General features: G+C 68.8%; 23 protein-coding genes. 11 read left to right on the top strand and 12 right to left on the bottom strand.

The window, feature by feature from the left end:
• Positions 1–9: 9 nt before the first annotated feature.
• The gene (locus AB0M01_RS24665) at positions 10–834 is read right to left on the bottom strand and encodes an NAD(P)H-binding protein (protein WP_363673288.1); all 825 of its coding nucleotides are present in this window, start codon (positions 832–834) and stop codon (positions 10–12) included.
• Between the two features lie 69 nt (positions 835–903).
• Here AB0M01_RS24665 and AB0M01_RS24660 point away from each other — a divergent pair, with 69 nt between their 5' ends.
• The 3 genes from AB0M01_RS24660 to AB0M01_RS24650 are packed head-to-tail and all read left to right on the top strand — an operon-like array spanning position 904 to position 3,502.
• Positions 904–1,548 carry a helix-turn-helix domain-containing protein gene (locus AB0M01_RS24660; RefSeq protein WP_363673286.1) on the top strand — a complete coding sequence of 215 codons (645 nt, stop codon included), beginning with the start codon at positions 904–906 and terminating at the stop codon, positions 1,546–1,548.
• Positions 1,549–1,602: 54 nt separating this feature from the next.
• The gene (gene prfB, locus AB0M01_RS24655) at positions 1,603–2,724 is read left to right on the top strand and encodes a peptide chain release factor 2 (protein WP_363673284.1); all 1,122 of its coding nucleotides are present in this window, start codon (positions 1,603–1,605) and stop codon (positions 2,722–2,724) included.
• Between the two features lies 1 nt (position 2,725).
• On the top strand, positions 2,726–3,502 hold the full coding sequence (locus tag AB0M01_RS24650; RefSeq protein WP_363673282.1) for a pentapeptide repeat-containing protein: 777 nt from the start codon (positions 2,726–2,728) through the stop codon (positions 3,500–3,502).
• On the opposite strand, the gene AB0M01_RS24645 is transcribed toward AB0M01_RS24650, so the two are convergent.
• On the bottom strand, positions 3,499–4,911 hold the full coding sequence (locus AB0M01_RS24645) for an MFS transporter (protein WP_363673280.1): 1,413 nt from the start codon (positions 4,909–4,911) through the stop codon (positions 3,499–3,501). The two genes, AB0M01_RS24650 and AB0M01_RS24645, sit on opposite strands and share 4 nt — an antisense overlap.
• Positions 4,912–5,023: 112 nt before the next feature.
• Here AB0M01_RS24645 and AB0M01_RS24640 point away from each other — a divergent pair, with 112 nt between their 5' ends.
• On the top strand, positions 5,024–5,911 hold the full coding sequence (locus AB0M01_RS24640) for a helix-turn-helix transcriptional regulator (RefSeq protein ID WP_363673278.1): 888 nt from the start codon (positions 5,024–5,026) through the stop codon (positions 5,909–5,911).
• Between the two features lie 38 nt (positions 5,912–5,949).
• Here AB0M01_RS24640 and AB0M01_RS24635 read toward each other — a convergent pair whose 3' ends face one another.
• The 3 genes from AB0M01_RS24635 to AB0M01_RS24625 all read right to left on the bottom strand — a co-directional run bounded on the left by AB0M01_RS24635 (position 5,950) and on the right by AB0M01_RS24625 (position 9,981).
• Positions 5,950–7,395 (bottom strand): PQQ-dependent sugar dehydrogenase, encoded by a 1,446-nt coding sequence (locus tag AB0M01_RS24635; RefSeq protein ID WP_363673276.1) that lies wholly within the window; start codon positions 7,393–7,395, stop codon positions 5,950–5,952.
• An 88-nt stretch (positions 7,396–7,483) separates the two neighbouring features.
• Positions 7,484–8,911, bottom strand: coding sequence for a cellulase family glycosylhydrolase (locus tag AB0M01_RS24630; protein ID WP_363673274.1), 1,428 nt, complete (start codon positions 8,909–8,911; stop codon positions 7,484–7,486).
• Positions 8,912–9,072: 161 nt separating this feature from the next.
• Complete coding sequence (locus tag AB0M01_RS24625; RefSeq protein WP_363673272.1) at positions 9,073–9,981, bottom strand: LysR family transcriptional regulator; 909 nt, start codon at positions 9,979–9,981, stop codon at positions 9,073–9,075.
• Between the two features lie 73 nt (positions 9,982–10,054).
• Here AB0M01_RS24625 and AB0M01_RS24620 point away from each other — a divergent pair, with 73 nt between their 5' ends.
• Positions 10,055–10,948 (top strand): EamA family transporter, encoded by an 894-nt coding sequence (locus AB0M01_RS24620; RefSeq protein WP_363673270.1) that lies wholly within the window; start codon positions 10,055–10,057, stop codon positions 10,946–10,948.
• Here the strand turns inward: AB0M01_RS24620 and AB0M01_RS24615 are convergent.
• The 3 genes from AB0M01_RS24615 to AB0M01_RS24605 are packed head-to-tail and all read right to left on the bottom strand — an operon-like array spanning position 10,921 to position 13,266.
• The gene (locus AB0M01_RS24615; RefSeq protein ID WP_363673268.1) at positions 10,921–11,487 is read right to left on the bottom strand and encodes an NADAR family protein; all 567 of its coding nucleotides are present in this window, start codon (positions 11,485–11,487) and stop codon (positions 10,921–10,923) included. The genes AB0M01_RS24620 and AB0M01_RS24615 overlap by 28 nt on opposite strands.
• A 1-nt stretch (position 11,488) precedes the next feature.
• A complete protein-coding gene (locus tag AB0M01_RS24610) occupies positions 11,489–12,187 on the bottom strand; it encodes a TIGR03943 family protein (protein ID WP_363673266.1) in 699 nt (232 codons plus the stop codon).
• Complete coding sequence (locus AB0M01_RS24605; RefSeq protein WP_363673264.1) at positions 12,184–13,266, bottom strand: permease; 1,083 nt, start codon at positions 13,264–13,266, stop codon at positions 12,184–12,186. Before AB0M01_RS24605 ends, AB0M01_RS24610 begins: the two co-directional genes overlap by 4 nt.
• Before the next feature lie 164 nt (positions 13,267–13,430).
• Here AB0M01_RS24605 and AB0M01_RS24600 point away from each other — a divergent pair, with 164 nt between their 5' ends.
• Positions 13,431–14,609 (top strand): serpin family protein, encoded by a 1,179-nt coding sequence (locus tag AB0M01_RS24600; RefSeq protein ID WP_363673262.1) that lies wholly within the window; start codon positions 13,431–13,433, stop codon positions 14,607–14,609.
• Positions 14,610–15,030: 421 nt separating this feature from the next.
• Here the strand turns inward: AB0M01_RS24600 and AB0M01_RS24595 are convergent, their stop codons facing one another.
• The 4 genes from AB0M01_RS24595 to AB0M01_RS24580 form a co-directional block, all read right to left on the bottom strand.
• Positions 15,031–15,786, bottom strand: coding sequence for a class I SAM-dependent methyltransferase (locus AB0M01_RS24595; protein ID WP_363673260.1), 756 nt, complete (start codon positions 15,784–15,786; stop codon positions 15,031–15,033).
• Positions 15,787–15,982: 196 nt separating this feature from the next.
• Entirely contained in the window at positions 15,983–16,642 is a 660-nt protein-coding gene (locus AB0M01_RS24590; RefSeq protein ID WP_363673258.1) for an alpha/beta hydrolase-fold protein, read from the bottom strand.
• 39 nt (positions 16,643–16,681) lie between these two features.
• Positions 16,682–17,218 (bottom strand): helix-turn-helix domain-containing protein, encoded by a 537-nt coding sequence (locus AB0M01_RS24585; RefSeq protein WP_363673256.1) that lies wholly within the window; start codon positions 17,216–17,218, stop codon positions 16,682–16,684.
• A gap of 70 nt (positions 17,219–17,288) precedes the next feature.
• Positions 17,289–17,705: an SRPBCC family protein gene (locus AB0M01_RS24580; RefSeq protein ID WP_363673254.1), complete on the bottom strand. Its 417-nt coding sequence runs from the start codon at positions 17,703–17,705 to the stop codon at positions 17,289–17,291.
• A 136-nt stretch (positions 17,706–17,841) separates the two neighbouring features.
• Between AB0M01_RS24580 and AB0M01_RS24575 the strand changes: the two genes are divergently transcribed.
• The 5 genes from AB0M01_RS24575 to AB0M01_RS24555 all read left to right on the top strand — a co-directional run bounded on the left by AB0M01_RS24575 (position 17,842) and on the right by AB0M01_RS24555 (position 22,108).
• The gene (locus AB0M01_RS24575; protein ID WP_363673252.1) at positions 17,842–18,036 is read left to right on the top strand and encodes a hypothetical protein; all 195 of its coding nucleotides are present in this window, start codon (positions 17,842–17,844) and stop codon (positions 18,034–18,036) included.
• An 81-nt stretch (positions 18,037–18,117) separates the two neighbouring features.
• Entirely contained in the window at positions 18,118–18,795 is a 678-nt protein-coding gene (locus tag AB0M01_RS24570; protein ID WP_363673250.1) for a PhzF family phenazine biosynthesis protein, read from the top strand.
• 285 nt (positions 18,796–19,080) lie between these two features.
• Complete coding sequence (locus AB0M01_RS24565) at positions 19,081–20,367, top strand: extracellular solute-binding protein (RefSeq protein WP_363673248.1); 1,287 nt, start codon at positions 19,081–19,083, stop codon at positions 20,365–20,367.
• The gene (locus AB0M01_RS24560) at positions 20,364–21,245 is read left to right on the top strand and encodes a sugar ABC transporter permease (RefSeq protein WP_363673246.1); all 882 of its coding nucleotides are present in this window, start codon (positions 20,364–20,366) and stop codon (positions 21,243–21,245) included. Before AB0M01_RS24565 ends, AB0M01_RS24560 begins: the two co-directional genes overlap by 4 nt.
• Positions 21,242–22,108 carry a carbohydrate ABC transporter permease gene (locus tag AB0M01_RS24555; protein WP_363673244.1) on the top strand — a complete coding sequence of 289 codons (867 nt, stop codon included), beginning with the start codon at positions 21,242–21,244 and terminating at the stop codon, positions 22,106–22,108. The genes AB0M01_RS24560 and AB0M01_RS24555 overlap by 4 nt, the downstream gene beginning before the upstream one ends.
• Positions 22,109–22,115 lie beyond the last annotated feature (7 nt).

The raw sequence follows: 22,115 nt of genomic DNA, 5'->3' as shown, positions 1-22,115 counted from the left end.
CGGGGAGGCTCAGAATGCGTCGGCGTGGTCGCGCAGCCACGTGCGGAACGTCCGACCCGGCTGTGCGGTCAGCTTTTCGACCGTTGGCTCGATCGGGTGTGGCGTGCCGACGCGTGAAGCCCAGTACGACAGCAGCGCTTCGAGCTGGGCCGGTCGGCGCATCACCGCGCCCATCTCGACGCGTGCCTCGGACGGCGTGAGGTCCACGGCCTCGAAGGCGACACCAGTGACCGACGCGACCTGCGCGAGCTGCGCGCGGCGCGTCATCGACTCCGGGCCGGTGAGCGGGTAGCCGCGGCCGTCGTGGTCGCCGCCGGGGCCGTCCAGCAGGACGCGCACAGCGACGTCGGCGATGTCCTGCTCGTGGATCGGCGCCTCTTCGGCGTCCAAGTAAGGCAGCCGGACCTGACCAGTCGCGCGGATCGCGTGCGACCAGAACAGCGCGTTCGACATGAACGCCCCCGGCTGCAGGTACGTCGTCGCGTACGCGCCGCTCCCGACGATCAGCTCGGTCTCCGCGTGCGGGTCTCCGGCCGCGTCGTCGTTGTCGGCGTGTGACGACATCGACGACAGCAGCACGACCTGCTGTACGCCGGCGGCGTCGGCTGCCGCGGCGAAGAGGCCGGCGGTCGACGGTTCGGCGTACAGGAAGACCTGGCTGATGCCGTCGAGGGCGGCGGCGACCGATGCGGGGTCGGTCGCGTCGAAGGCGACGGCGCCTGGGAGGTCCTGCGGGGACCGGCTCGCGATCCGGACGTCGCGGCCGGCCGACACCAGTCCAGTGGCGACGGCGCGGGCGATCTTGCCGCGGCCGCCGGTGATCAAGATGGTCATGGATTAACTCCAAAGATGTAGTGACTACAAGATTGGAAGAAGTAAAGCATGCCGCAGTAGAGTGCGTCCATGGAGATCGGCCGGCGGGAGCGCAAGAAGCAGCAGACCCGGCAGTTGATCTCGGACGTCGCGACGCGGCTGTTCCTGGAGCGTGGGTTCGACGCGGTGACGGTGGCCGAGGTCGCGAAGGCGGCGGACGTCGCGGTGCAGACCGTGTTCAACCACTTCCCGACGAAGGAAGATCTGTTCTTCGACGAGACCGGTTGGTGGGCGGGTCCGGCGCAGGCGATTCGTGAGGCGCCGGCCGGGCAGGACCCGATCACCACACTGGAGGAGCAGTACCTGACGGTGGTTAGGGGCCGGTTGGCGTCGGGGCACTTGGCGACTTGGCGGGAGTTCAGCCGGACGATGACGGAGAGTCAGGCATTGCTCGCGCGCCGTCGGCAGATCGCCGAGGAGATGGAGCAGACGATCGCGGCCGCGCTGCTCGAGCGGGACCCCGGGCTCACGTCGCTGCGGGCCCGCTTCGCGGCGGCGCAGTTCGCGGCGGCGCAGAAGGTGCTGGAGGACGAGCTGGCCCGGCTGATGCCTGCCGACGCGACCGAGGAGGAGCTGACGCAGGCCAACGCGGAGCTGGAGCGGGCCACCGCGGAGGTCTTCGACCTCGTACGCCGGGGATGGCCGGCGACGCACGGTGAGGACAGCCGCGGCTGATCGGACGGCAATGGATTCCCGGCGAAGCACCACGACCGGGTACGCTGCTTGGTTGTGGCTGGACTGGACTTTGACGCGGAGCTCAAGCAACTCGACACGACGTTGACCTCGATCGAGAAGGTGCTCGATCTGGACACGATGCGCCGGGAGATCGCCGACCTCGGAGAGGCGGTGGCCGCGCCCGACCTGTGGGACGACCAGGCGAACGCGCAGAAGGTGACGTCGCGGCTGTCCAGCCTGCAGGCCGACCTGGAGCGGGTGACCAAGCTGCGCAGCCGGATCGACGATCTCGGCGTGCTGATCGAGCTGTCCCGCGAGGAGAACGACGCCGACAGCCTGGCCGAGGCGGAGAAGGAGATCGCCTCGCTGGCCAAGTCGATCCAGTCGCTCGAGGTCCGCACCCTGCTGTCCGGCGAGTACGACGAGCGCGAGGCGCTGGTGACGATCCGTTCCGGCGCCGGCGGCGTCGACGCGGCCGACTTCGCCGAGATGCTGCAGCGGATGTACCTGCGCTGGGCCGAGCGCCACGGGTACCCGAGCGAGGTCTACGACACGTCGTACGCCGAAGAGGCCGGGATCAAGTCGACCACCTTCGCCGTCAAGGCGCCGTACGCCTACGGCACGCTGAGCGTCGAGTCCGGTACCCACCGGCTGGTCCGGATCTCGCCGTTCGACAACCAGGGCCGCCGGCAGACGTCCTTCGCCGCGGTCGAGGTCGTGCCGGTGCTCGAGCAGACCGACGAGATCGACGTACCGGACGAAGAGATCCGGGTCGACGTGTACCGGTCGTCCGGCCCCGGTGGGCAGAGCGTCAACACGACCGACTCCGCGGTCCGGCTCACCCACATCCCGACCGGCACGGTCGTCTCCTGCCAGAACGAGAAGTCGCAGCTGCAGAACAAGGCCAGCGCGATGGTGATCCTGAAGGCCAAGCTGCTGGCGCTGAAGAAGGCCGAGGAGCGGGCCCAGATCGACGCGCTGCGCGGTGACGTGCAGGGCTCGTGGGGTGACCAGATGCGCTCCTACGTGCTGCACCCGTACCAGATGGTGAAGGACCTGCGGACCCAGTTCGAGTCCGGCAACACCTCGGGGGTGTTCGACGGCGAGATCGACGAGTTCGTCGAGGCGGGTATCCGCTGGCGCCGGACCGGCCAGACGGTCGCCGACCAGAACTGACGTGCGGGACGGGCTCCGCGCGGACTGCGGTAGCTGCTTCGGGTTGTGCTGCGTCGCGCTGACGTTCGCCCGGTCGGCCGACTTCGCGATCGACAAGCCGGCCGGGGAGCCCTGCCCGAACCTGCAGCAGGACTTCCGGTGCGGCATCCACCAGAAGCTCAGGCCGTCGGGCTTTCAGGGGTGCACCGTCTACGACTGCTTCGGCGCCGGGCAGAAGATCTCGCAGCAGGCGGGGACGAGCTGGCGCGAGCAGCCCGGGCAGGAGATGTTCGCGGCGCTGCCGGTGATGCGGCAGCTGCACGAGCTGCTCTGGTACCTGTACGACGCCCTGGAGCGGCCCGAAGCGAGCTCGATCTCCGAAAGCCTCCGGCAGGCCGTACGCCGGATCGAAGCACTCACCGAGCAACCGGTCCTGAACGTTGACCTCGGCAACGAACGCGCGCAGGTCAACGAGCTCCTCCTGACCACCAGCGAGCTCGTCCGCGGCCGGCAGCCCAAGAAGAAGAACCGCCGCGGCGTCGACCTCGTCGGCGCCAAGCTGCGCAAGGCCGATCTGAGCCGGGCCAACCTCCGCGGCGCCTACCTGATCGCGGCCGACCTGGCCGGCGCCGACCTCCGCCAAGCGGATCTGATCGGCGCCGACCTGCGGGACTGCAACCTCACAGGAGCAGATCTGACCGGCGCGCTGTTCGTCACGCAGTCCCAGGTGAACGCGGCGCAGGGTGACAGCAGGACCAGGATCCCCAGCAGCCTGCTGCGCCCCACCCACTGGAGCTAGCGCAACGCCCGAGTCACCGGCGTCATCAGCAACGAGATCGCCGTGATAGCCAGCGCCACAGCCGCCAGCGACCCGCCCTGGCCCCACGACGTCCCCGACAGCGACAGGTACGCCGTACCAACCGTCGCCGCCCCCAGCGCCAGACAGGTCTGCTGGCTCGTCAGCAGGATCCCGCTACCGAGCCCAGCCTGAGCCGGCGGCACCTGCCCAACGACAACACCCATCAGCGGCACCATCACCAGCCCACCGCCAAACCCGGCGACCAGCATCGGCACAGCCAGCGTCCACGGAGTCACGTCCGGCCAGAGCGCCAGCGCAGCAGCTGCCAGTACGGCGTACCCGACGGCCTGGATCAGCCAGCCGCGCAGGATCACGCCAGCGCCGTACCGGGCCTGCAGCCGCGGGCCGTAGACAGAGGTGATCAGGAAGCCGACAGCCATCGGCAGCAGGCTCAGACCGCCTTCCAGCGGGGACATCCCGGCCTCGCCCTGCGTAGCCAGCGCGAAGACGAACATGAACCCACCGAACGTCGTGAAGAACCCCACGGCGAGCAGCAGCCCGATCCGCATCGCCTTCAGCCGCAGCACTGTCGGTGGGATGAGCGGAGCACGCCCAGCCTTCTCAGCTCGGTGCTGGTGGAGGCCAAGCAGCGCAACAGCCGGTACGACGGCCGCCAGCGACAGCCACGTCCACAGCGGCCAGCCCAGCGGTCGCCCCTCGGTCAGAGGCAGCAGCAGGAGCACCAGAGCGAGAGCCAGCAGCGCTGCTCCCACCAGGTCGACCCGGTGAGCCTGGGATGCCCGCGTCTCGGGCAGCAACCGCACCGCCAGAGCAAGAGCGATCAGCCCGACCGGCACGTTCACGAGGAACACCGCACGCCAGCCAAGCCCGAAGACATCTGCCTCGACCAGTACGCCGCCCAGGATCTGGCCGAGCGCAGCAGCAGCTCCACCGGCGACGCCGAACATGGCCATCGCCCGTCCCCGGTGCTGCCCGGAGAGCAGGCTGCTGATCGATGCCAGCACCTGCGGCGTCATGGCAGCAGCGGCAGCACCCTGCAGGACGCGGGCCGCGAGCAGCAGGCCGATCGAAGGAGCGATCGCACAGAGCAGGGACATCACGGTGAACCCGACCAGACCGGCCAGGAACAGCCGCTTGCGGCCGAAGCCGTCGCCGAGGCGGCCGCCGACGACGAGCAGTGTGGCGTTGGCGATGCCGTAGCTGCCGACGACCAGCTGGAGCTCGCCGGGCGTGGCGTGCAGGTCGGTCCCGATCGCCGGGAGCGCGACGTTGATGATGAAGAAGGAGAGCATCGGCAGGAAGGCGCCGAAGAGCAGGGTGGTGAGCGCCACCGGTCCGAGCGGCGACTTCGTCGGTACGCCGATCGGCGGAGCGGAGGTTTGGGTCATACGAACAGCGTGCCCGCGAGCGCATCCAGGTAGTGAGAGCCTGGTTATCCTGGTACCGACAGCACCTGGCACCAGCCTTTCGCGGGCTCCCGCGCCGGACCACCATGGAAAGGTGAGCGTCCTGAGCAGAATGCCGGCGGCCCGGCCCGACGAAGCTGTGTCCAACCACCGGCCCAACCGCCCCGACGAGCGCCGGCGCGAGCTGGCGATCTTCCTGCGCAGCCGCCGCGAGCGGATCCAGCCCGAAGAGGTCGGCTTCGCACCGGGCGGCCGCCGCCGTACGCCGGGCCTGCGACGCGAGGAGGTCGCGCAGCTCGCAGGCGTCGGCATCACCTGGTACACCTGGCTCGAGCAAGGCCGCGACATCAATGTCTCGGCGCAGGTCGTTGAAGCGATCGCCAGGACGCTGCGGCTGGACAGGTTGGAGCGCAACCACCTGTTCACGCTGACCGGCGTACCGATCGGCCCGGTGAGCGGTGACTGCGCTGACCTGCCGCCGTCGGTGCAGCGGATGCTCGACAACGTCTCGCCGTACCCGGCGCTCGTGCTGAACGCCCGGTACGACGTGCTGGCGTTCAACGACGCGTACTGCAAGGTGATGCTCGACCTGAGCCAGATCCCGGTCGAGGACCGCAACCTGCTCTGGCTGAGCTTCGTGTCGAACCGGTGGCAGTGCTCGTTCACCGACCAGGAGTCGATCAAGATGCACATGGTGGCGGGCTTCCGGGCCGCGTCTGCCGACCACCTGGGCGAGCCGAGCTGGCACGACCTGATCCAGCAGTTGCTGACCCACTCGACGGAGTTCGCCGAGCTCTGGAACCGGTACGACGTGGCCGCGCCCAGCAACAAGGTGAAGCTGGTCGACCACCCGCGGGCCGGGCTGATGCGGATCGAGCCGGTGAACCTGTGGCTGACCCGCTCGGGCCAGGGCCGGGCGACCGTCTACACCCCCGTGGACGACGAGACCGAGGCGAAGTTCCGGCTGCTGGTCGGCCAGTAGGTTGCCGGGGGCGTCCAGGGCGCCCCCGGCAACTCAGCTCACTGGATGGCGGACCGGAGCAGCCGGTCGCCGTTGGTGTTCGAGGTGCTGATCCAGATCGCGTTCGCGCCCGGCACCTTCACGATCGACCGGAGCCGGCCGAAGGTGTTGGTGAAGTACGCCTGGGTCGCGCCGGCGCTCTCGCCGTTCAGCTCGACCCGCCACAGCCGCTGGCCGCGCAGCGCGGCGACGTACGCCGTGTCGTTGACGATCGCGAGGCTGCTCGGTGAGGCCTCGGCCGTCGTCCAGGTGCGCTTGGGGTTGTCCATGCCGGGCGTGCTGCAGTTGCCCTGGCAGGTCGGCCAGCCGTAGTTGTGGCCGCTGACGATCAGGTTGAGCTCGTCGAACTGGGTGTCACCCAGCTCGGCGGACCACATCCGGCCGGCGGAGTCCCAGGCCAGTCCCTGCGGGTTGCGGTGGCCCTTGCTGTAGACCAGGTTGCCGAAGGGGTTGCCCGGCGCGGCCTGGCCGCTGGTGGTGAACCGCAGGATCTTGCCGTTCAGCGAGTTGTTGTTCTGCGACGTCGAGGTGTCCTGGGCGTCGCCGGTCCCGGCGTACAGGAAGCCGTCGGGGCCGAACTTGAGCTGACCGCCGTTGTGGAAGGTGTTGCTGCGGATCCCCGACACGATCACCGTCCGGTTGGACAGGGTGGTGCCGTTGAAGTTCATCCGGACGATGCGGTTCTGGGTCTGACCGCCGTCGTTGGAGGTGTGGAAGATGTAGACGGCCTGGTCGCTGGTGCCGTTCCAGGTCGGGGAGACCGCGATCCCCATCAGGCCGCCCTCACCGTTGGTGGTGACGGAGTTGGGGACGGTACCGACCGTCGTCCGGGTCCCGTTCAGCGTGACCCGGGAGACCCGGAAGCTGTTCCGCTCGGTCATCAGGGCGGATTGACCGTCGGGCAGGAACGAGGTGGCCCAGGGCAACGACAGGCCGGTGACCAGGTCGGTCGGCTGCTGCGGTACCCCGCGCACCGGCGCGGGCGCGGTGTCCACGTCGACGGCGTCCAGGTTGGGCAGGCCGTCGGCGGTCGCCGAGGTGGCGCGGATGGTGTTGGTCCCGGCGGTCAGGTTGACGGTGATCACCCGGTCCTGCCAGGTGGTCCACGCACCGGTACCGGTGAACGACAGGTTGTCGGAGACCAGCGCGCCGTTCACCGTGATGTCGGCGGCCCGGTTGGCCGCCGTACCGTTGGCGAAGCGGAACGAGACGCGGGCCTGGCCCGCGGCGGAGACCGGGACGCTCCACTGGACGTAGCTGCCGACGACGTTGTCGCCGTTGACGAAGCCGCTGCCGGTGAAGCCGGCGTGGTTGGACTCGACCACGCCCTGGGAGATGGTTGCCGACTCGGCCTGGTAGCGGACCGGGGCGGCGGCCGCCTGGGTCGCGGGCACCAGGCCGGCGACGAGGGCGATCGGGAGTGCTGCTCGGAACAGGCGTCCCATCATGCGTGTCCTTTCGAGGGGGCGGTCAGGACGCAGGGGAAGGACCCGGGCCGGTCCTAGGGGGCGCAAGAACCGGCCCGGGCGTGTGTCAGCTGGTCGGGAAGTCGTCCGCGGAACGGATCCGGTCCCGGATCCAGACCCCGGCCGGCTTCAGCACCGACGTACCGGAGAAGTTGTTCCCGGCGCAGGTGCCCTCCTTGAAGACGGCGCCGGAGCGGAAGTCGTCGGAGAAGTTCCAGTTGGTCCAGCCGATCTTCTTGCTGGCCAGGAAGTCCAGGTACTTCTGCGAGTTGGTGAAGTCGTTGCCGCCGTCACCGCTGGCGGTCTGGGTGCCGAACTCGGTGATGAACAGCGGGATCCGGTCGGCGGCCCGGGAGAGGGCGTTGAAGTACTCGTTCTTGTGCGAGGCGGCGTAGAAGTGGAACGTGTACATGAAGTTCGTCGCGTTGATCGGGTTGTTGATCACGTCGGCCTCGGAACCGCCGTCGGAGATCCCGAGCGAGGCCCAGCCGTGGGTGCCGACGAAGACGACGCCGTCCGGGTCCTGCGCGCGGATCACCGGGATCATCTGCTCGGCGTACGACTTGATCCGCGACCAGGAGACGTTGTTCGGCTCGTTGGCGATGTCGTAGATGATGTTGTTCTTGTTCTTGTGCCGCTGCGCGATCTCGGTGAAGAACGTCTTGGCCCGGGCCAGGTTCGCGTTCGGGTCACCGGGGGTCAGCTGGTGCCAGTCGACCAAGGCGTACATGCCCCGCCGGGTGGCCTCCTCGATGTAGTTGTGCACCATGTCGGTGAAGCGCCGCGGGTCGGTCTCGTAGCCACCCTCCTGGATGTACATCGAGATCCGCAGGACGTCGGCCTTCCAGTCGTTGGCCAGAGCGTCCAGCGAAGCGGTCTTGACGCACTGGCTGTACCACTGGATGCCGTGCGTGCTCATGCCGCGGAGCTGGATCGGCTTGCCGTACTGGTTGCACAGCTTCACGCCGCAGACGCGGAGCTGGCCGTTGATCGAGACCGGGGTGGCGGCGGCGTTGACCGTGTCGACGGTCAGCGAGTCGGCGTTCGGGCCGCCGTCGGCGATCACCGACGTGGTCTTGATCTTGTTGCTGCCGGCACTGAGGTTCGCCGTGGTGGTGACGGTCTGGTACGACGTCCAGGCGCCGGTCCCGGGGAAGCCGAGGTCGTTGGCGACCTGCGTGCCGTTCACGGAGACGTCGAGCGGGCGGTTGGTGGCGGTGCCGTTGGCATACCGGAACGCCAGCGAGTACGCGCCGGCCGATGGCACGGTCACGGTGTACTCGAGCGAGCTGGTGGTGTTGTTGTCGTAGTTGACGAATCCGGAGCCGGTGAACCCGGCGTGGTTGGACTCGACGACGCCTTGGGAGATCGTGGCGTTCTCGGACTCGTAGCGGACGGGGGCGGCCGAGCTGGTGCTCGCGCCTGTGGTGACCAGGGCAGTGGCGGCCAGTGCGGTACTGGCGGCCAGCGCTGACCAGCGGCGGGTACGCGTCATCGCGAATTGCCTCCTACTTCGCCGGGGGCGGTGGACGGAGTGGGGGATTACATCGGAACCTAATAGGAAGGTTTCCTAACGGTTCCGGGGAACCTAGCGAGGATGCCGCCCGCTGTCAATCGGTCGCTGTCAGTTACCGGTGAGAGTTCCACTGGGAGCGGTCAAGCGGTACTGCGGTCCCGCCAGGCGGTCTTCAGAGCGCCCAGAGTGACGGCCACGGCGGGCCGCCGGGCGGTCGCCGTCCGCCAGACGGCGTACAGGCGGCGGCTCACGACGGGCTGCAGCGGTACGGCGGTGACGCCGGCCGGGAGCGGGCCGCGGCCGAGCCGCGGGATCATGCCGATGCCCAGGCCGCGGTCGAGCATCGCGATCTGGGTCTGGTACTCCGCGACGGAGTAGACGACGTCGGGCTCGACACCGGCCTTGCGCATCGTCCGGATCAGCCAGTCGTGGCAGATCGTGCCCGGCGGCTGGCAGATCCAGCGCTCGCCGACCAGGTCGGTCGGGCGGACGGACTCCTTGCCGGCCAGGCGATGCGTGGTCGGGACGAGTACGTCGGCCGGGTCGGTGCCCAGCTTGACGCGGGACAGGTCCTCGGTGAGCGTCAGCGGCGTGTTGTGCCAGTCGTGCACCACGGCGATGTGGACCTCACCGCGCTGTACGGCGGCGACACCGTCGAACGGGTCCATCTCGACCACCCGTACGTCGAGCGCCGGGTTGGCGTCGATCAGGCCGGGCAGCGCGATCGGGAGCAGGCCGCGGGCGGCGGTCGGGAAGGCGGCGACGACCAGCTCGCCGATCGCCTGGCCGCGCTGCTCCTCGAGCCGCAGCTCGGCGTCCTCGACGAGCTCCAGGACCTTCGACGCGGTGGCCGCGAGCTCCTGCGCGGCGTCGGTGAGGACGACGCCGCGGCCGCGCTTCTCGAGCAGCGTCGTACGGGTCTCGCGCTCGAGCTTCGCGAGCTGCTGGGAGACCGCGGACGGCGTGTAGCCGAGTGCGTCGGCGGCCGAACCGACCGATCCGTAGAGCGCGACGGCGTGCAGGGCGCGCAGACGGCCGAGATCGATCATGTAGCACTCCTACATCGTGCGCGGTAGCAATCCGTGCTGGTCCTTAACTGTAGCCGGTCCCATCCTGGAGCGTATGAACCCTCGTCACGTCCTGCTCGCGCTCGCCGTCGTCCTCATCTGGGGGATCAACTTCGTGGTCATCGAGGTCGGGCTGGAGGAGTTCCCGCCGCTGCTGTTCTCGGCGCTGCGGTTCTTCTTCGCGGCGGTGCCGGCGATCTTCCTGCTCGGGAAGCCGCGGGTGGCGTGGCGGTACGTGATCGCGGTCGGGCTGGCGCTGGGGGTGGCGAAGTTCGGGCTGCTGTTCGTGGCGATGGACCACGGCGTACCGGCCGGTCTGGCGTCGCTGGTGCTGCAGTCACAGGTGATCTTCACGGTGCTGTTCGCCGTACTGGTGCTGCGGGAGCGGCCGCGGCGTACGCAGTTGGCAGGGATCGGCGTTGCCTGCTTGGGGTTGCTGCTGATCGTGCTGGACCGGGGGCTGGCGACACCGGTCGGGGCGCTGTTCCTGGTGATCGCTGCTGGAGCCTGCTGGGGTGTGTCGAACACGGTGACTCGCTACGCTAAGCCGCAGGACACGCTGCGGTTCATGGTGTGGGTCAGTGCGGTCGCCGTACTGCCACTGACCGGGCTGTCGCTGCTGGTGGAGGGGCCTGCTGCTGACTTGGCCGCCTTGCGAAGCATTGATGTGGGAGGGGTCGCCGCACTGGCCTACCTGGCTGCTGTCGCCACACTGTTCGGCTTCGGCGCCTGGGGCTTCCTCCTGGGCCGGTACGACGCCAGCACCGTCGCGCCATTCTCGCTGCTGGTCCCGGTGGTCGGCATGGGCGCCGCCTGGTTGTTGCGGGGAGAGGCGGTCGGGCTGCAGCAGGCGGTGGCCGCCGTACTGATCATGGGTGGGATGGCGTGCACTGTGGTCCGGCCCCGGGCTGCCGTCGTGGATCAGACGCCGGTGTTGTCGGCCAGGTGAGCGCGGGCTCGCATCAGGGCGAAGCCGAGCAGGTTGAGGCCGCGCCACTGGGCCGGGTGCTCGGCGCGGTCGTCGGCCGCGGCCAGGCCGATACCCCAGATCCGGTCGACCGGGCTGGCCTCGACCAGGACCCGGTCGCCGGTGCCGAGCAGGTAGGCGCGCAGCGCGTCGTTCTGGGCGAACTTGTGGATGTTGCCCTCGACAACCAGGTCGAGGCGGTGCCGCTGCCAGGTCTCGGTGTCGAAGCCGTGCACCTCGCGCCCGATCGCCTTCGCCCGCTGCGGGTGACCCGCGGCGATCACCGCCTGCTCCGCGTCGTGGTCGCCGAACAGCCTGGCCTTGCCGGCCATCATCCAGTGCTCGGCCGTCCGGTACCGGACGTCGTCCACGGTGAACGGCGCGTGGAACCACTGGCTCAGGCAGCTGGCGTCGACCTGCCCGTCGCGGCGTGGGGTGTCGCCCCAGAAGAAGACGTACTTGTAGCGCTTCTTGCGGGACAGGCCGTCGAGCAGGTCGGCGGTGGACAGCGGTGTGGTCATCTCACTCGTACGGGTTGGCCGGTGCGGTCACGTTCTTCACCTCGGTGACGGTCAGCGCGGCGACGTCGCCGTCGGAGCGCTTGGTCGGCTCGGCCCACTCACCGGTCACGGTCACCCACTGGTTCTTCGGCGGGGCCGCCTGGCCGCGGGCCTCGACCATGAACGCCGTACCGTCGGCGACGCAGCAGGTCAGGCCGATCCGGGACACGTACCAGTCGCCGTTCTTGCCGGGCGTGACGAAACCGGTGAGCTGGAAGTCGCGACCCTTCATGCTCTCCTTCTCCCACACGGCCCAGACGGCGTAGTCCCTGACCGCCAACGGTACCGGGCCGGTCTGCTGCCCGGCGAGCCAGCTGTTGCCCTTCGGGGCAACGGGTTTGGCCGCGACCGGGGACTGGCGCTGGGCGGCGTCGGCGCCGAGCGCGGGCGGGTCGACGACGAGCAGGGCGAAGACGGGGATCAGCATCAGCCAGGCGGCTCGGGGGAGGCCGTGGTGGTTGTGGCCGTCGTCCGCGGGTTGTTTGGCTCGGGTGTCGGCCAGGACGTCGGCGACGGCGAGCAGGATCAGGATGATCCCGGCGGCCAGCAGCATCCAGCGCATGCCGGGTTTCACGTACCGCAGATAGGTGTTGGAGATCGCCAGCTGGACGATCGCCGCCCCGACGAAGACGACCACGAGCCCTGCGACGTTGCGCTTCACAGCAACCACCATCCGACTCCGAGACTGGCAATGATCGCGACGACGAACGTGGCCGGCGCGAACCGTGCGGCGAACTTCGGGCCGAACGTTCCGGCCTGCAGCGCGACCAGCTTCACGTCCACGATCGGCCCGACCACCATGAACGCGAGCCGCGCCGTCAGCGAGAACTGGGTCAGGCTGGCCGCGACGAACGCGTCCGCCTCGGAGCAGATCGCCAGCAGCACCGCGAGCAGACCCAGTACGACGACCGAGAGCAGCAGGTTGCTCGCGACGTGATCGAGCCACTCCCGCGGTACGACGACGTTGAGCGTGGCCGCGGCGGCCGCGCCGATCACCAGGAAACCGCCGGCGTGCAGGAAGTCGTGCAGCATCGACGAGCGGAAGACCTCCAGCTTGCCGGTGCCTTCGGCGTGCCGGTTCTTCGGCATCCGGAGCCAGGAGCCGCCCTTGCCGGTCGCCAGCCAGAGCCAGCCGAGGGCCATGCTCACCGCGAGTGAGGTGACGGCTCTGGCGACGACGACCTTCGGCTGACCTGGGAAGGCGACTGCTGTCGAGGCGAGCACGACCGGGTTGATCGCGGGCGCCGAGAGGAGGAACGCGATCGCTGCCGCGGGGGTGACGCCGCGGGCCATCAGTGCGGCGGAGACCGGGACCGAGGCGCACTCGCAGCCGGGGAGGATCACACCGGACGCGCTGGCGACCGGTACGGCGAGGGCCGGGTGCTTGGGGAGTGCCTTGGCGAAGAACGACGCCGGGACGAACGCGGTGAGCGCCGCGGACAGGAGCACGCCGAGCACGAGGAACGGCAGCGCCTGGACGGTCACTCCGACGAACATGGTCGCCCAGGTGCGCACGCCGTCGTCGGTGAACAGGCCGGCGAAGAGTTTGCGGCCGAACAGGGCGAGGCCGACCAGGACGACGAGCGTGATCGTGAAGGCGATCGAGGAGCCGGTGGGCTCCTTGGGGTCGGTCGGCTGGTGGCCGTGCTCGTGGCCCGTCGTGGCGTCCTTCTCGGGGGTCTCGGGTGGTGGCGGGGACGGCGTCAGCTCGGCGTTTTCCGTCACTTCGGGCGTGCTCATGGGCGGCATCCTGACACAGCAGACCGGAGGTGCTCGACTACCCTGCGTGTCCGCAAATGAAAATCACCGTCGTTCCGCCGAATACTGGGTGGTCCGGCAGAGGGCCAGTAAAGGGCCGGTCGAGTTCCTGTTGGGGTCCTCGGTGACATGGCAGGGTGGAACGCATGGATGCCAACGTCGTGACCGCGGTCAACAGCCTCACCTCACGCTGGGCGCGCACGCTCGCGCCGGGCAACACCGTGATCTCCGGCCTGGGGGTCTGGCCACTGCTGGCGCTGCTCAGCACAGCCGCTGACGAACCAGGGCGCTCCGAGCTGGCGGAAGCGGCCGGTGTGGACCCAACTGCCGCCGCCGCGCAGGCGGTGGAGCTGATCGGCGCCCTCGACAGCTCGGCGGATTTGCACGCCGCCCTCGGGTTGTGGGTGCACCAGCAGCTCAAGCTGAGCGAGTCCTTCGACAGCGTCCTGCCCACCGAGCTGACCGGGATCCTCACCGGCGACCCGTCGGTCGACAAGCTGAACCTGGACACCTGGGCCGCCGAGCACACCGGCGACCTGATCCGCGAGATGCCGCTCGAGTTCACTCCCGACCTCGCGCTGGTCCTGGCTTCGGCGCTGTCGCTGCGGCTGACCTGGGCGCGGCCGTTCCGCGAGCAGATCAAGCGGATCCACGAGGGCGACTGGGCCGGCGCGTGGCACTGGCTCGACCGCACCGACCGCGACCTGGACTCGCTCCGCGTCCACGACGACCCGGTCGCGGGGCCGCTCACCGTCATCACCGTCGCGGGTGATGCCGACGTCGATGTTCTGCTGGGCATCGCGTCACCCGAGACCCCGCAGCCCGACGTACTGGCTGCTCTGTTGGCTGCTGTTGGTTCCGAAGGTGGCAGGCCCGGTAGTGCTCTCCTTGTCGGCGCCGAACGAGGCGACCAGTTGGCGCCCGCGGTGACTCTCGCGCAGAGCACCGCCGCGGTCCCCGATCTGACCCTCGCGCTGCCGTCGTTCTCGGTTTCCGTCGAGCACGACCTGCTCGCGCTGCGCTCGCTCTTCGGCCTCGCCGCGGTCAGCACGGACCCAGGGGAGCAGGGGCACTTCTCCGCGATCAGCCCCGACCCACTGGCGGTCGGGCAGGCCAAGCAGTCGGTCCTGGCACGCTTCTACGCAACCGGCTTCGAAGCCGCCGCGATCACAGCCTTCGGCATGACCAGAGCCGCCGCCGTGCTCCCTCAGTCACCACGTCTGGCGGTCACCCTCGACCGCCCGTTCGCCTTCACGGCCATCCACCGCCCCACCGGCCTGCCAGTGGTCACCGGCTGGATCCAAACCCCCACGGAGCCCGAGTAGCCGCCGCCCGGTCATCGCGTGCCAACCTTCACGCGGTGCAAGGACCACCCCATCCGCAGGACCCCCTGGACCCCACGCCCTCGGCCGGCCGATCGCCCAGTTCACGCCGCCACCGCGGCGCCGTCGGACCTGGCAACTCACAGCGGCAGCGCTGCGTGTGCCCAACCGATGCCAGCCGATCCCGGCCGACCCCGGCCGAGCCAGGGGGTGCTGGCCGAGCCAGCGGGTGCTGGCCGAGCCCAGCGGGTGCTGGCCGAGCCCAGCGGGTGCTGGCCGAGCCCAGCGGGTGCTGGCCGAGCCGGCCGCGAAGTTGTCGCCGGATGTCAGAGTGACGGGAGCAGCCGGGCCGACATCGACGGTGCCGGCCCAGGTGCAGGCATCCGCGCCGTCGTCGAGCCTCCACCCATGCACCGTTGTGTGGTCAGCTCGGTGAGCTGAGTCGTGTCCACTGCACGCGGGTCTGCCAGGGCAGCACATACGCTTCGGCAGTTAGTTGAGCCGTCAGGGCGTCAATCAGCGGCAGTCGCTGGTCGTCCGGAAGGTTTGCGATCCAGCCCATCGAGCCGAAGTAGGCGACGAGCCCTGATGCGTCGACGGTCTGAGGATTCGCCAGCCGCGCTTCGTGGATCTCGGTGAACGTCTTCTTGGCGAAGGGCAGCTTCCAGGCACTGGGTGCCCAATCGCCACTCATCATGTCGAGCGGGAACCCGGAGTCTCGAGGCCAGATGGGGGCGAGCAGCTCTTCGACAGCCGTAATGGACGGGACGGCTGATCCGCTGGCCACGTTCCACATCACCACGAGAGCCCCGCCCGGTCGCAGGACTCGGGCGATCTCCCGCACCGCGGGTTCGGTGTCGAACCAGTGGAAGGCCTGGGCCACGAAGACCGCGTCGACCGCGCCGTCCGCGAGCGGAATCTGTTCCGCGGTACCGTCGATCACCTCGACGCCAGGACAGCCCGAGACGAGCCGACGGCGCATGCCGGAGTCCGGCTCGACAGTCACCACGTGCGCGATCCTCGAGACCAGCTGCCGGGTGAACTTGCCCGTCCCGGCGGCAAGCTCCAGCGCCGTCCCCGACGGCGTGAGCTCGGCGAGATCAACGACCTGAGCTGGGTAGCCGGGCCGACCACGCTCGTAGTCCTCGTACCAGTGCCCGGGCATGTCGTCTGTCACCACGCATCCATCCTGGCTGGAGGACAGTGAAAGGCACAGCGAATATCGCGCGGCCGAAGCGCGAGGGCTCGTCCCGTCGCCGCGGACGGGACGGTCGCGTTCAACCCCGCGGGCGGATGCTCGCGAAGCGCGTGGGCCGATCCGGAGCGTTCCGTGTCCTCGGTCCAGGTGGTGGCTGCTCCGTGGGCTGCTGGAGCGGCTACCTGCCGAAGGCCCACTCGACCATCAGTGGGAATTCCTCTGCCCAGAAAGGATCGCCGTGGTCGCCGGCTCTTTCCGTCAGTACGACGTCTGCGTCGGCTTCGCGGAGTGCATCGGCCCAGCGGGTCGCGTTCTCCAGGAACCAGGGCTCCAGCGTGCCGGCGACCAGGTAGGTGCGGGGTAGTGGACTCGGTAGCGTCTCCGGTGGTTTAAAGCCGCCACCTGGTGAGGCGGAGAAGATCACGCCGTAGAGGTCCGGGTGCCGGAGCCCCAGCGCCAAGGAGAGTTCGCCGCTCGCCGACACTCCGCACACCGCTGTCCGTTCCCCGGTCAGCGCGAGGCCGAAGTGCCTCGTGGCCCACTCGCGGACGTCCTCGACGAAGAACTTCTCGTGGGCCGCGAAGCGTTGCTCGTCGAAGGAGGGGGAGTACTCCTTGATCCGGTCCAGCTCGTCCTCGGAGTGTGTCCGATGGACGCCCACGATCATCGTGGGCGGTCCGTCGGCGGCTTCGAGGTGTCCGCCCCACTGGGAGATGAGCTGGCCGTCCCCGGCGTAGACGACCGCCTCGGGTGGATCCGGTGGCACGTAGACGGTGACCTGCCGGCCGCCGTCGTACTCGAAGATCTCGGTGACGAGCTCGCCTGCTGCTGGGGTCATCAGTCCCACCTCCGAGTCGAACCTACTGCGGTGATCGTGTCAGCGGAGGGTGAAGAGGTGGTTGAGCAGCGCCGAGGCTTCGTCGACGCCTGCGCGATCGCCGGTCAGCAGGAGGTCGAAGAGCAGTCCACGCGAGGACGCCAGACCCAGGCGGGCGTACGCCGGTGCTTGGTCCTCGGGGATTCCGGCCTTCACGCAGAGCCTGATCAGCGGGGGAAGCCAGACGTTGATCAGGTCGGCCTTCAGGGCCTCGGTGTGCGGGAGGTCCTGCATCGCGTGGGCGGAGAGCTCGAAGAAGAGCGGGCCGTAGATCAGCGTCGCCTCGGTGACGCGGCGCCAGAACTCCTCGGCTTGCTGTTCGAGGGGAAGGTCCTCGAGCTCCGCGAGCAGATCGCGCTGCTGCTGCTCGACCGTCCGGACAACCTCAGCGAGCAGACCCTCGCGCGAACCGAAGTGGTAGATCAGCATCCGGTGGCTCGTACCGATCGACGTCGCGATCGCTCGCAGGCTGGCATCCCCGATGCCGTTCTTCGCGAAGTGCTCGACAGCGTCGGTGAGCAAGGACTCCCGGCTCACCGGCCGGGGACCCGGTCGTCCGCGGCCGGTCCCGTCGCGTTGTCCTCGGGGGCAGCCTTCGGATGGTTGCTCACGCCTCGCTGACTCTCTTCAGGTTCTCGGTTTCGAGCTGGATGTAGTTCCTGGTCAGCTTGGCGTAGAGCTTGCCGAACAGCCAGCCGAGCGGGCCCTCCTGGATGATCGTCGCGGTCGCGACCGTGCCTTCCGGCGTGCTGATCACCCGGTGGCCGCCGGTGGTCTTGATGCCCGGTGCGCGGGAGACCCATTCGAAGTACTCGCCGTCCTTCAGTTCGGTCACCTCCCAGACGGCGACCGGGAGTTTCGGCTGGCGGATCCGGGTCCGGGAACCGACCCGCAGGGCGCCCTCGTCGAGGCGTTCGACCGCGTCGACGGTCGGCGTCCAGTCGGGCCAGTGGGCGACATCGCTGAAGACCGCCCAGACCCGTTCGGGTGGGGCGTTCACGGTGGTGGAGTGATCGAAGCGCATGTACCAAATGGTACATGCGCGATCCGTGGCCGTCGATCAGCCGAACGTGGACGCTGCGTGTACGGACGGTAAGAGTCGGGTCAGATCGGCGATTGCAGTGTGCTGACGCCGCGGTGCCGCCGGTAGGGTCGGGCCCATGGCTGACCAGAACACGAACCACGCCACCGAGAACGAGCAGGACCCGGGCGCGAGCACCCAGATGTTCCGCGCCTTCGTCAGCGAGGGCGAGGTCCACGCCAAGGAAGAGCCGAAGATGAACGGCCGGATGCTGGCCGCCGTCGGCGCCGGCGTCGTCCTGATCGCCGTCATCGCCGCGATCCTCGTCCTCTGACCGAGCACCCGGGTACGCCGGTCGGCGGTCCGAGCCAATCCCGCGTGCGCCGTACGCCAGCAGGCAAGGTGTTCTGAACCGATGACCACCGTGGACGTTCACGTCGTACGGGTCTTCGTCGACCCATCCGGTGCCTTCGGCAACCCGCTCGGGATCGTCGACGGGGCGCTGGTGCCTGCCGATCAGCGGCAGCGGATGGCGGCCCGGCTCGGGTACAGCGAGACCGTCTTCGTCGATGATCCCGCGACCGGGGCGATCCAGATCTTCAGCCAGACCGGCGAGATGCCGTTTGCCGGGCACCCGACGGTCGGCGTCGCCTGGTGGTTGCACGCGCAGGGGCAGTCGACCGACGTGCTGCGCGTTCCCGCCGGTGAGGTCCCGGTTGTCCGCAGCAACGGCATCACCGCCGTGCGCGCGAACGCCTCCTGGGGCAGCACCTTCGACTGGCAGCAGCTCGACACCCCCGCGGACGTTCTCGCCGCCACCCCAGCGGCGTACTCAGCCGGTCACACCTATCTGTGGGCCTGGGAGGACGAAACCCAAGGCCGCATCCGCGCTCGGGTCTTCGCCCCGGCGATGGGTGTGCCCGAAGACGAAGCCACCGGCTCCGCCGCCACCCAACTCACCGCCCGCCTCGGCCGCTCCCTCCACATCACCCAAGGCGCCGGCTCCCAGCTGATCACCACCAACCTCTCGGGCGGCTGGACGACGGTCGGCGGCCGGGTCCTCCCGTCACCCACCCGGACGATCACGTTCTGAGCCAGTGAAAAGCGCGCACCTCGTCACGTACGAACCGGACCTCGCCATCACGTGTGTCCAAGCCCTCGCCGAGCTGGGCGCAGAGCACCACTTCCGAGACGGTGGCTGGGCTCGGCTCACCGACCCCGAGGGGCATCTCTTCACCCTCGACAGCAACGCCTTCGCCTCGGATGCGCGCGGGCCGTCGATCCGGCGCGGATCACGCTCTGAGACGGCTTTCTTGACCCGGGTTTTGCATCGTTGTAAATTTACAGCGCTGTAAAAGTCGAGGTTGGGAGATGGCTCGTGGGTTCTGGCGTCCGGCAGGGCGGGTTGAGTCGGCGGGCGGTTCTCCAGCTGGGTGGCGTTGCGGCGCTGGCCGCGCTGGGCGTGGGGTGCTCGCCGGGAGCCGGGAAGGATGCGCGCACGCTGCGGTTCTTCGAGCAGAAGCAGGAAGTGATCGCGTACTTCGACCGGCTGCTGCGGGCGTTCGAGAAGGAGCATCCGGGGATCAGCGTGGTGCACGACACCACCTCCTCGATCGCGCCGCAGTTCGTGCGGAACGAGCCGGCGGACGTCGGGTGCTTCAACGACAACCTCGAGCTGGCGCGGTACATCAAGCGGGGGCAGCTGAGCGACCTGTCACACCTGCCGTCGGCGCAGCGCATCCGGAGTGACATCGGCGGGCTGACCGATCAGTACGCGACCTACCCAGGCCGTACGGCGGTGCTGCCGTACTCACTGGCCGCCGCGGGAGTCATCTACAACAAGAAGATCTTCGCCGATCACCAGCTGCCGGTGCCGACGACCTGGAGCGAGTTCGTTGCCGTGTGCACCGAGCTCAGGAAGGCGAAGATCACCCCGGTCTACGCCACCGGGCGAACCACCTGGACGATCTGGCAGGGGCTGTTCGACTACTCCGTGGGCAGCCTGGTCGACACCGCGGACTTCTTCGCGAAGATGAACGAGATCGGCGAGAACGTCGGGCCGGACTCCGAGGTGTCGTTCCAGAAGACGTTCGCGGTCGCGATGGAACGGGCCAAGACGATCTCGACGTTCTTCAACCCCGACCACGCGGTCCGCTCCTACGAGGACGGGAACCTTGCCTTCGGCAAAGGCCAGGCCGCGATGTACCTGCAGGGACCGTGGGCGATCGGCCAGATCGCGCTCGTCGACCCGAAGCTCGAGATCGGGACCTTCGCGCTGCCGGTCAGCGAGAACGCCGCCGACCGCAGGGCCCGGGTGAACGTCGACCTCGGCCTCTACATCCCGCAGCGCTCGGCGAAGGTGCAGGCGGCCGGCGACCTGGTCGAGTTCCTGATGCGGCCCGAGATCATCAACGCCTACAACCAGGACAACCTGGCCTACGCGACCACCAAGGACGCGCCGGCACAGAAAGACCCGCGCCTGACCGGCCTCCAGCCGTACGTCGACAGCGGCGCGTTCTACCAGGGTGCCGGCACCTTCATCCCGACCTCGGTCCCGCTCGGCAACTACCTGCAGTCGGCGATCGGCAGCGGGAATTTCGACAAGCTGCTGACCGACCTCGACGCCGACTGGCGCCGGCTCGCCAAGCGAGGAGCAACCACGTGAGCACCCGCAAACCGGCCCGGCGCAGCGTCGAACCGGTCTACTACCTCTTCCTCGTCCCGACCCTGATCCTGTTCACCGCCTTCGTCGTCGGTCCCGCGCTGGTCGGCATCTTCTACAGCTTCACCGACTACATCGGCGTCGGCGACTGGTCGTTCCTCGGCCTGCGCAACTACCAGGCACTGTTCGACGACCCGGCGATCCTCGAGTCGTACACGTTCACGATCGGCTTCGCCGCGGTCACCGTGGTGATCGCGCAGCTGATCGCGCTCGCCCTCGCGGTCGGCCTGTCGGCGAAGATCCGCGCCGCTGCCGCGCTGCGCAGCGTGTTCGTGCTGCCGATGGTCCTGTCCGGCATCGTCGTCGCGTACGTGTTCAGCTTCCTGTTCTCCAACACGCTCCCGGCGATCGCGACGTCGGCCGGGTTCGCGCCGCTGGAGCAGAGCATCCTCGGCGACCCCGACCTGGCCTGGTTGTCGATCGTGATCGTCTCGGCCTGGCAGACGATCCCCGGCGCGATGCTGGTCTACCTCGGCGGCCTGACCGCGATCCCGGGTGAGCTGTACGAGGTGAGCGCGCTCGACGGCGCCGGCCCGTGGCGGCAGTTCCGCTCGATCACGGTCCCGCTGATCAGCGGGTTCATCGTGATCAACACGATCCTCGGGGTGAAGGGCTACCTCGGTGCGTACGACGTGATCGTCGGCCTCACCGGCGGCGGTCCCGGCACGGCGACCCGGAGCGTCGCGATCACCATCTTCGGCGGCTTCACCGGCGGCGACTACGCCTACCAGATGACCAACGCGACCGTGTTCTTCGTCCTCACCGTGCTGATCTCGATCGTCCAGCTGGTCGCCACCCGAGGAAGGATGGTCCGCCTGTGACCACGCTGCAGTCCACGGCCGTCGCGCCGCGCCGGCGCCGGCAGCGCCGTACCAACTGGCCGATCACGATCGTCCTGGCGCTCGCGTCGCTGACCGTGCTCGCGCCGCTGTACGTGACGCTGTCGATGGCGTTCAAGACCAGCGGCCAGTCGGTCGACGGCAACGCGTTCGCGCTGCCGAAGCCGTTCAACCTGAGCAGCTTCTCCGACGCCTGGGAGCTGACCCGCTTCCCGGTCGCGTTCTCGGTGTCGCTCGCGGTCGCGGTCATCACGGTCGTGCTGACGCTGCTGCTCAGCTCGCTGGCGGCGTACGCGATCGCCAAGAACTGGAACCGCCGGTTCTTCCGCTGGTCGTTCATCTACTTGCTGGCGGCAATGTTCCTGCCGTTCCCGGTGGTCGCGCTGCCGCAGATCAAGCTGACCGCGCTGACCGGCCTCGACAACCCGGTCGGGGTCGGTGTGCTGCACGCGATGTTCCAGCTGTCGTTCAGCGTGCTGCTCTACACGGCGTACCTGCGCACGGTCCCCGCCGAGCTCGAGGAGAGCGCCCGGATCGACGGCGCCTCGACCTGGCAGATCTTCCGCCGGATCGTGCTGCCGCTGCTCGGCCCGATGAACGCGACGGTCGGGATCTTCGCCTTCCTGGCATCCTGGAACGACTTCATGCTGCCGTCGCTGATCACCGCCGACCCGAAACTGCAGACCCTCCCGGTCGTGCAGAACATCTTCCAGAGCGACTTCGGCACCGACTACAACGTTGCCTTCGCCTCCTACCTGATGACGATGGCCCCGACCATCATCGTGTACCTGTTCGCCCAGCGCTGGGTGATCAGCGGTGTCACCCAGGGCGCCGTCAAGAGCTGACCGAGGA

This window comes from Kribbella sp. NPDC051770 (genome assembly GCF_040681455.1).
Lineage (GTDB): Bacteria > Actinomycetota > Actinomycetes > Propionibacteriales > Kribbellaceae > Kribbella.
This window is presented reverse-complemented; position numbering and strand designations above follow the sequence as displayed.

Coding starts and splice junctions, on each gene's coding strand:
- AB0M01_RS24615 (WP_363673268.1), bottom strand. CDS start 11,487: ATGACCACACCGCTGTCCACCGCCGACCTGCTCGACGGCCTGTCCCGC.
- AB0M01_RS24635 (WP_363673276.1), bottom strand. CDS start 7,395: ATGGGACGCCTGTTCCGAGCAGCACTCCCGATCGCCCTCGTCGCCGGC.
- AB0M01_RS24580 (WP_363673254.1), bottom strand. CDS start 17,705: ATGCGCTTCGATCACTCCACCACCGTGAACGCCCCACCCGAACGGGTC.
- AB0M01_RS24630 (WP_363673274.1), bottom strand. CDS start 8,911: ATGACGCGTACCCGCCGCTGGTCAGCGCTGGCCGCCAGTACCGCACTG.
- AB0M01_RS24645 (WP_363673280.1), bottom strand. CDS start 4,911: ATGACCCAAACCTCCGCTCCGCCGATCGGCGTACCGACGAAGTCGCCG.
- AB0M01_RS24620 (WP_363673270.1), top strand. CDS start 10,055: ATGAACCCTCGTCACGTCCTGCTCGCGCTCGCCGTCGTCCTCATCTGG.
- AB0M01_RS24625 (WP_363673272.1), bottom strand. CDS start 9,981: ATGATCGATCTCGGCCGTCTGCGCGCCCTGCACGCCGTCGCGCTCTAC.
- AB0M01_RS24605 (WP_363673264.1), bottom strand. CDS start 13,266: ATGAGCACGCCCGAAGTGACGGAAAACGCCGAGCTGACGCCGTCCCCG.
- AB0M01_RS24660 (WP_363673286.1), top strand. CDS start 904: ATGGAGATCGGCCGGCGGGAGCGCAAGAAGCAGCAGACCCGGCAGTTG.
- AB0M01_RS24600 (WP_363673262.1), top strand. CDS start 13,431: ATGGATGCCAACGTCGTGACCGCGGTCAACAGCCTCACCTCACGCTGG.
- AB0M01_RS24570 (WP_363673250.1), top strand. CDS start 18,118: ATGACCACCGTGGACGTTCACGTCGTACGGGTCTTCGTCGACCCATCC.
- AB0M01_RS24590 (WP_363673258.1), bottom strand. CDS start 16,642: ATGACCCCAGCAGCAGGCGAGCTCGTCACCGAGATCTTCGAGTACGAC.
- AB0M01_RS24575 (WP_363673252.1), top strand. CDS start 17,842: ATGGCTGACCAGAACACGAACCACGCCACCGAGAACGAGCAGGACCCG.
- AB0M01_RS24665 (WP_363673288.1), bottom strand. CDS start 834: ATGACCATCTTGATCACCGGCGGCCGCGGCAAGATCGCCCGCGCCGTC.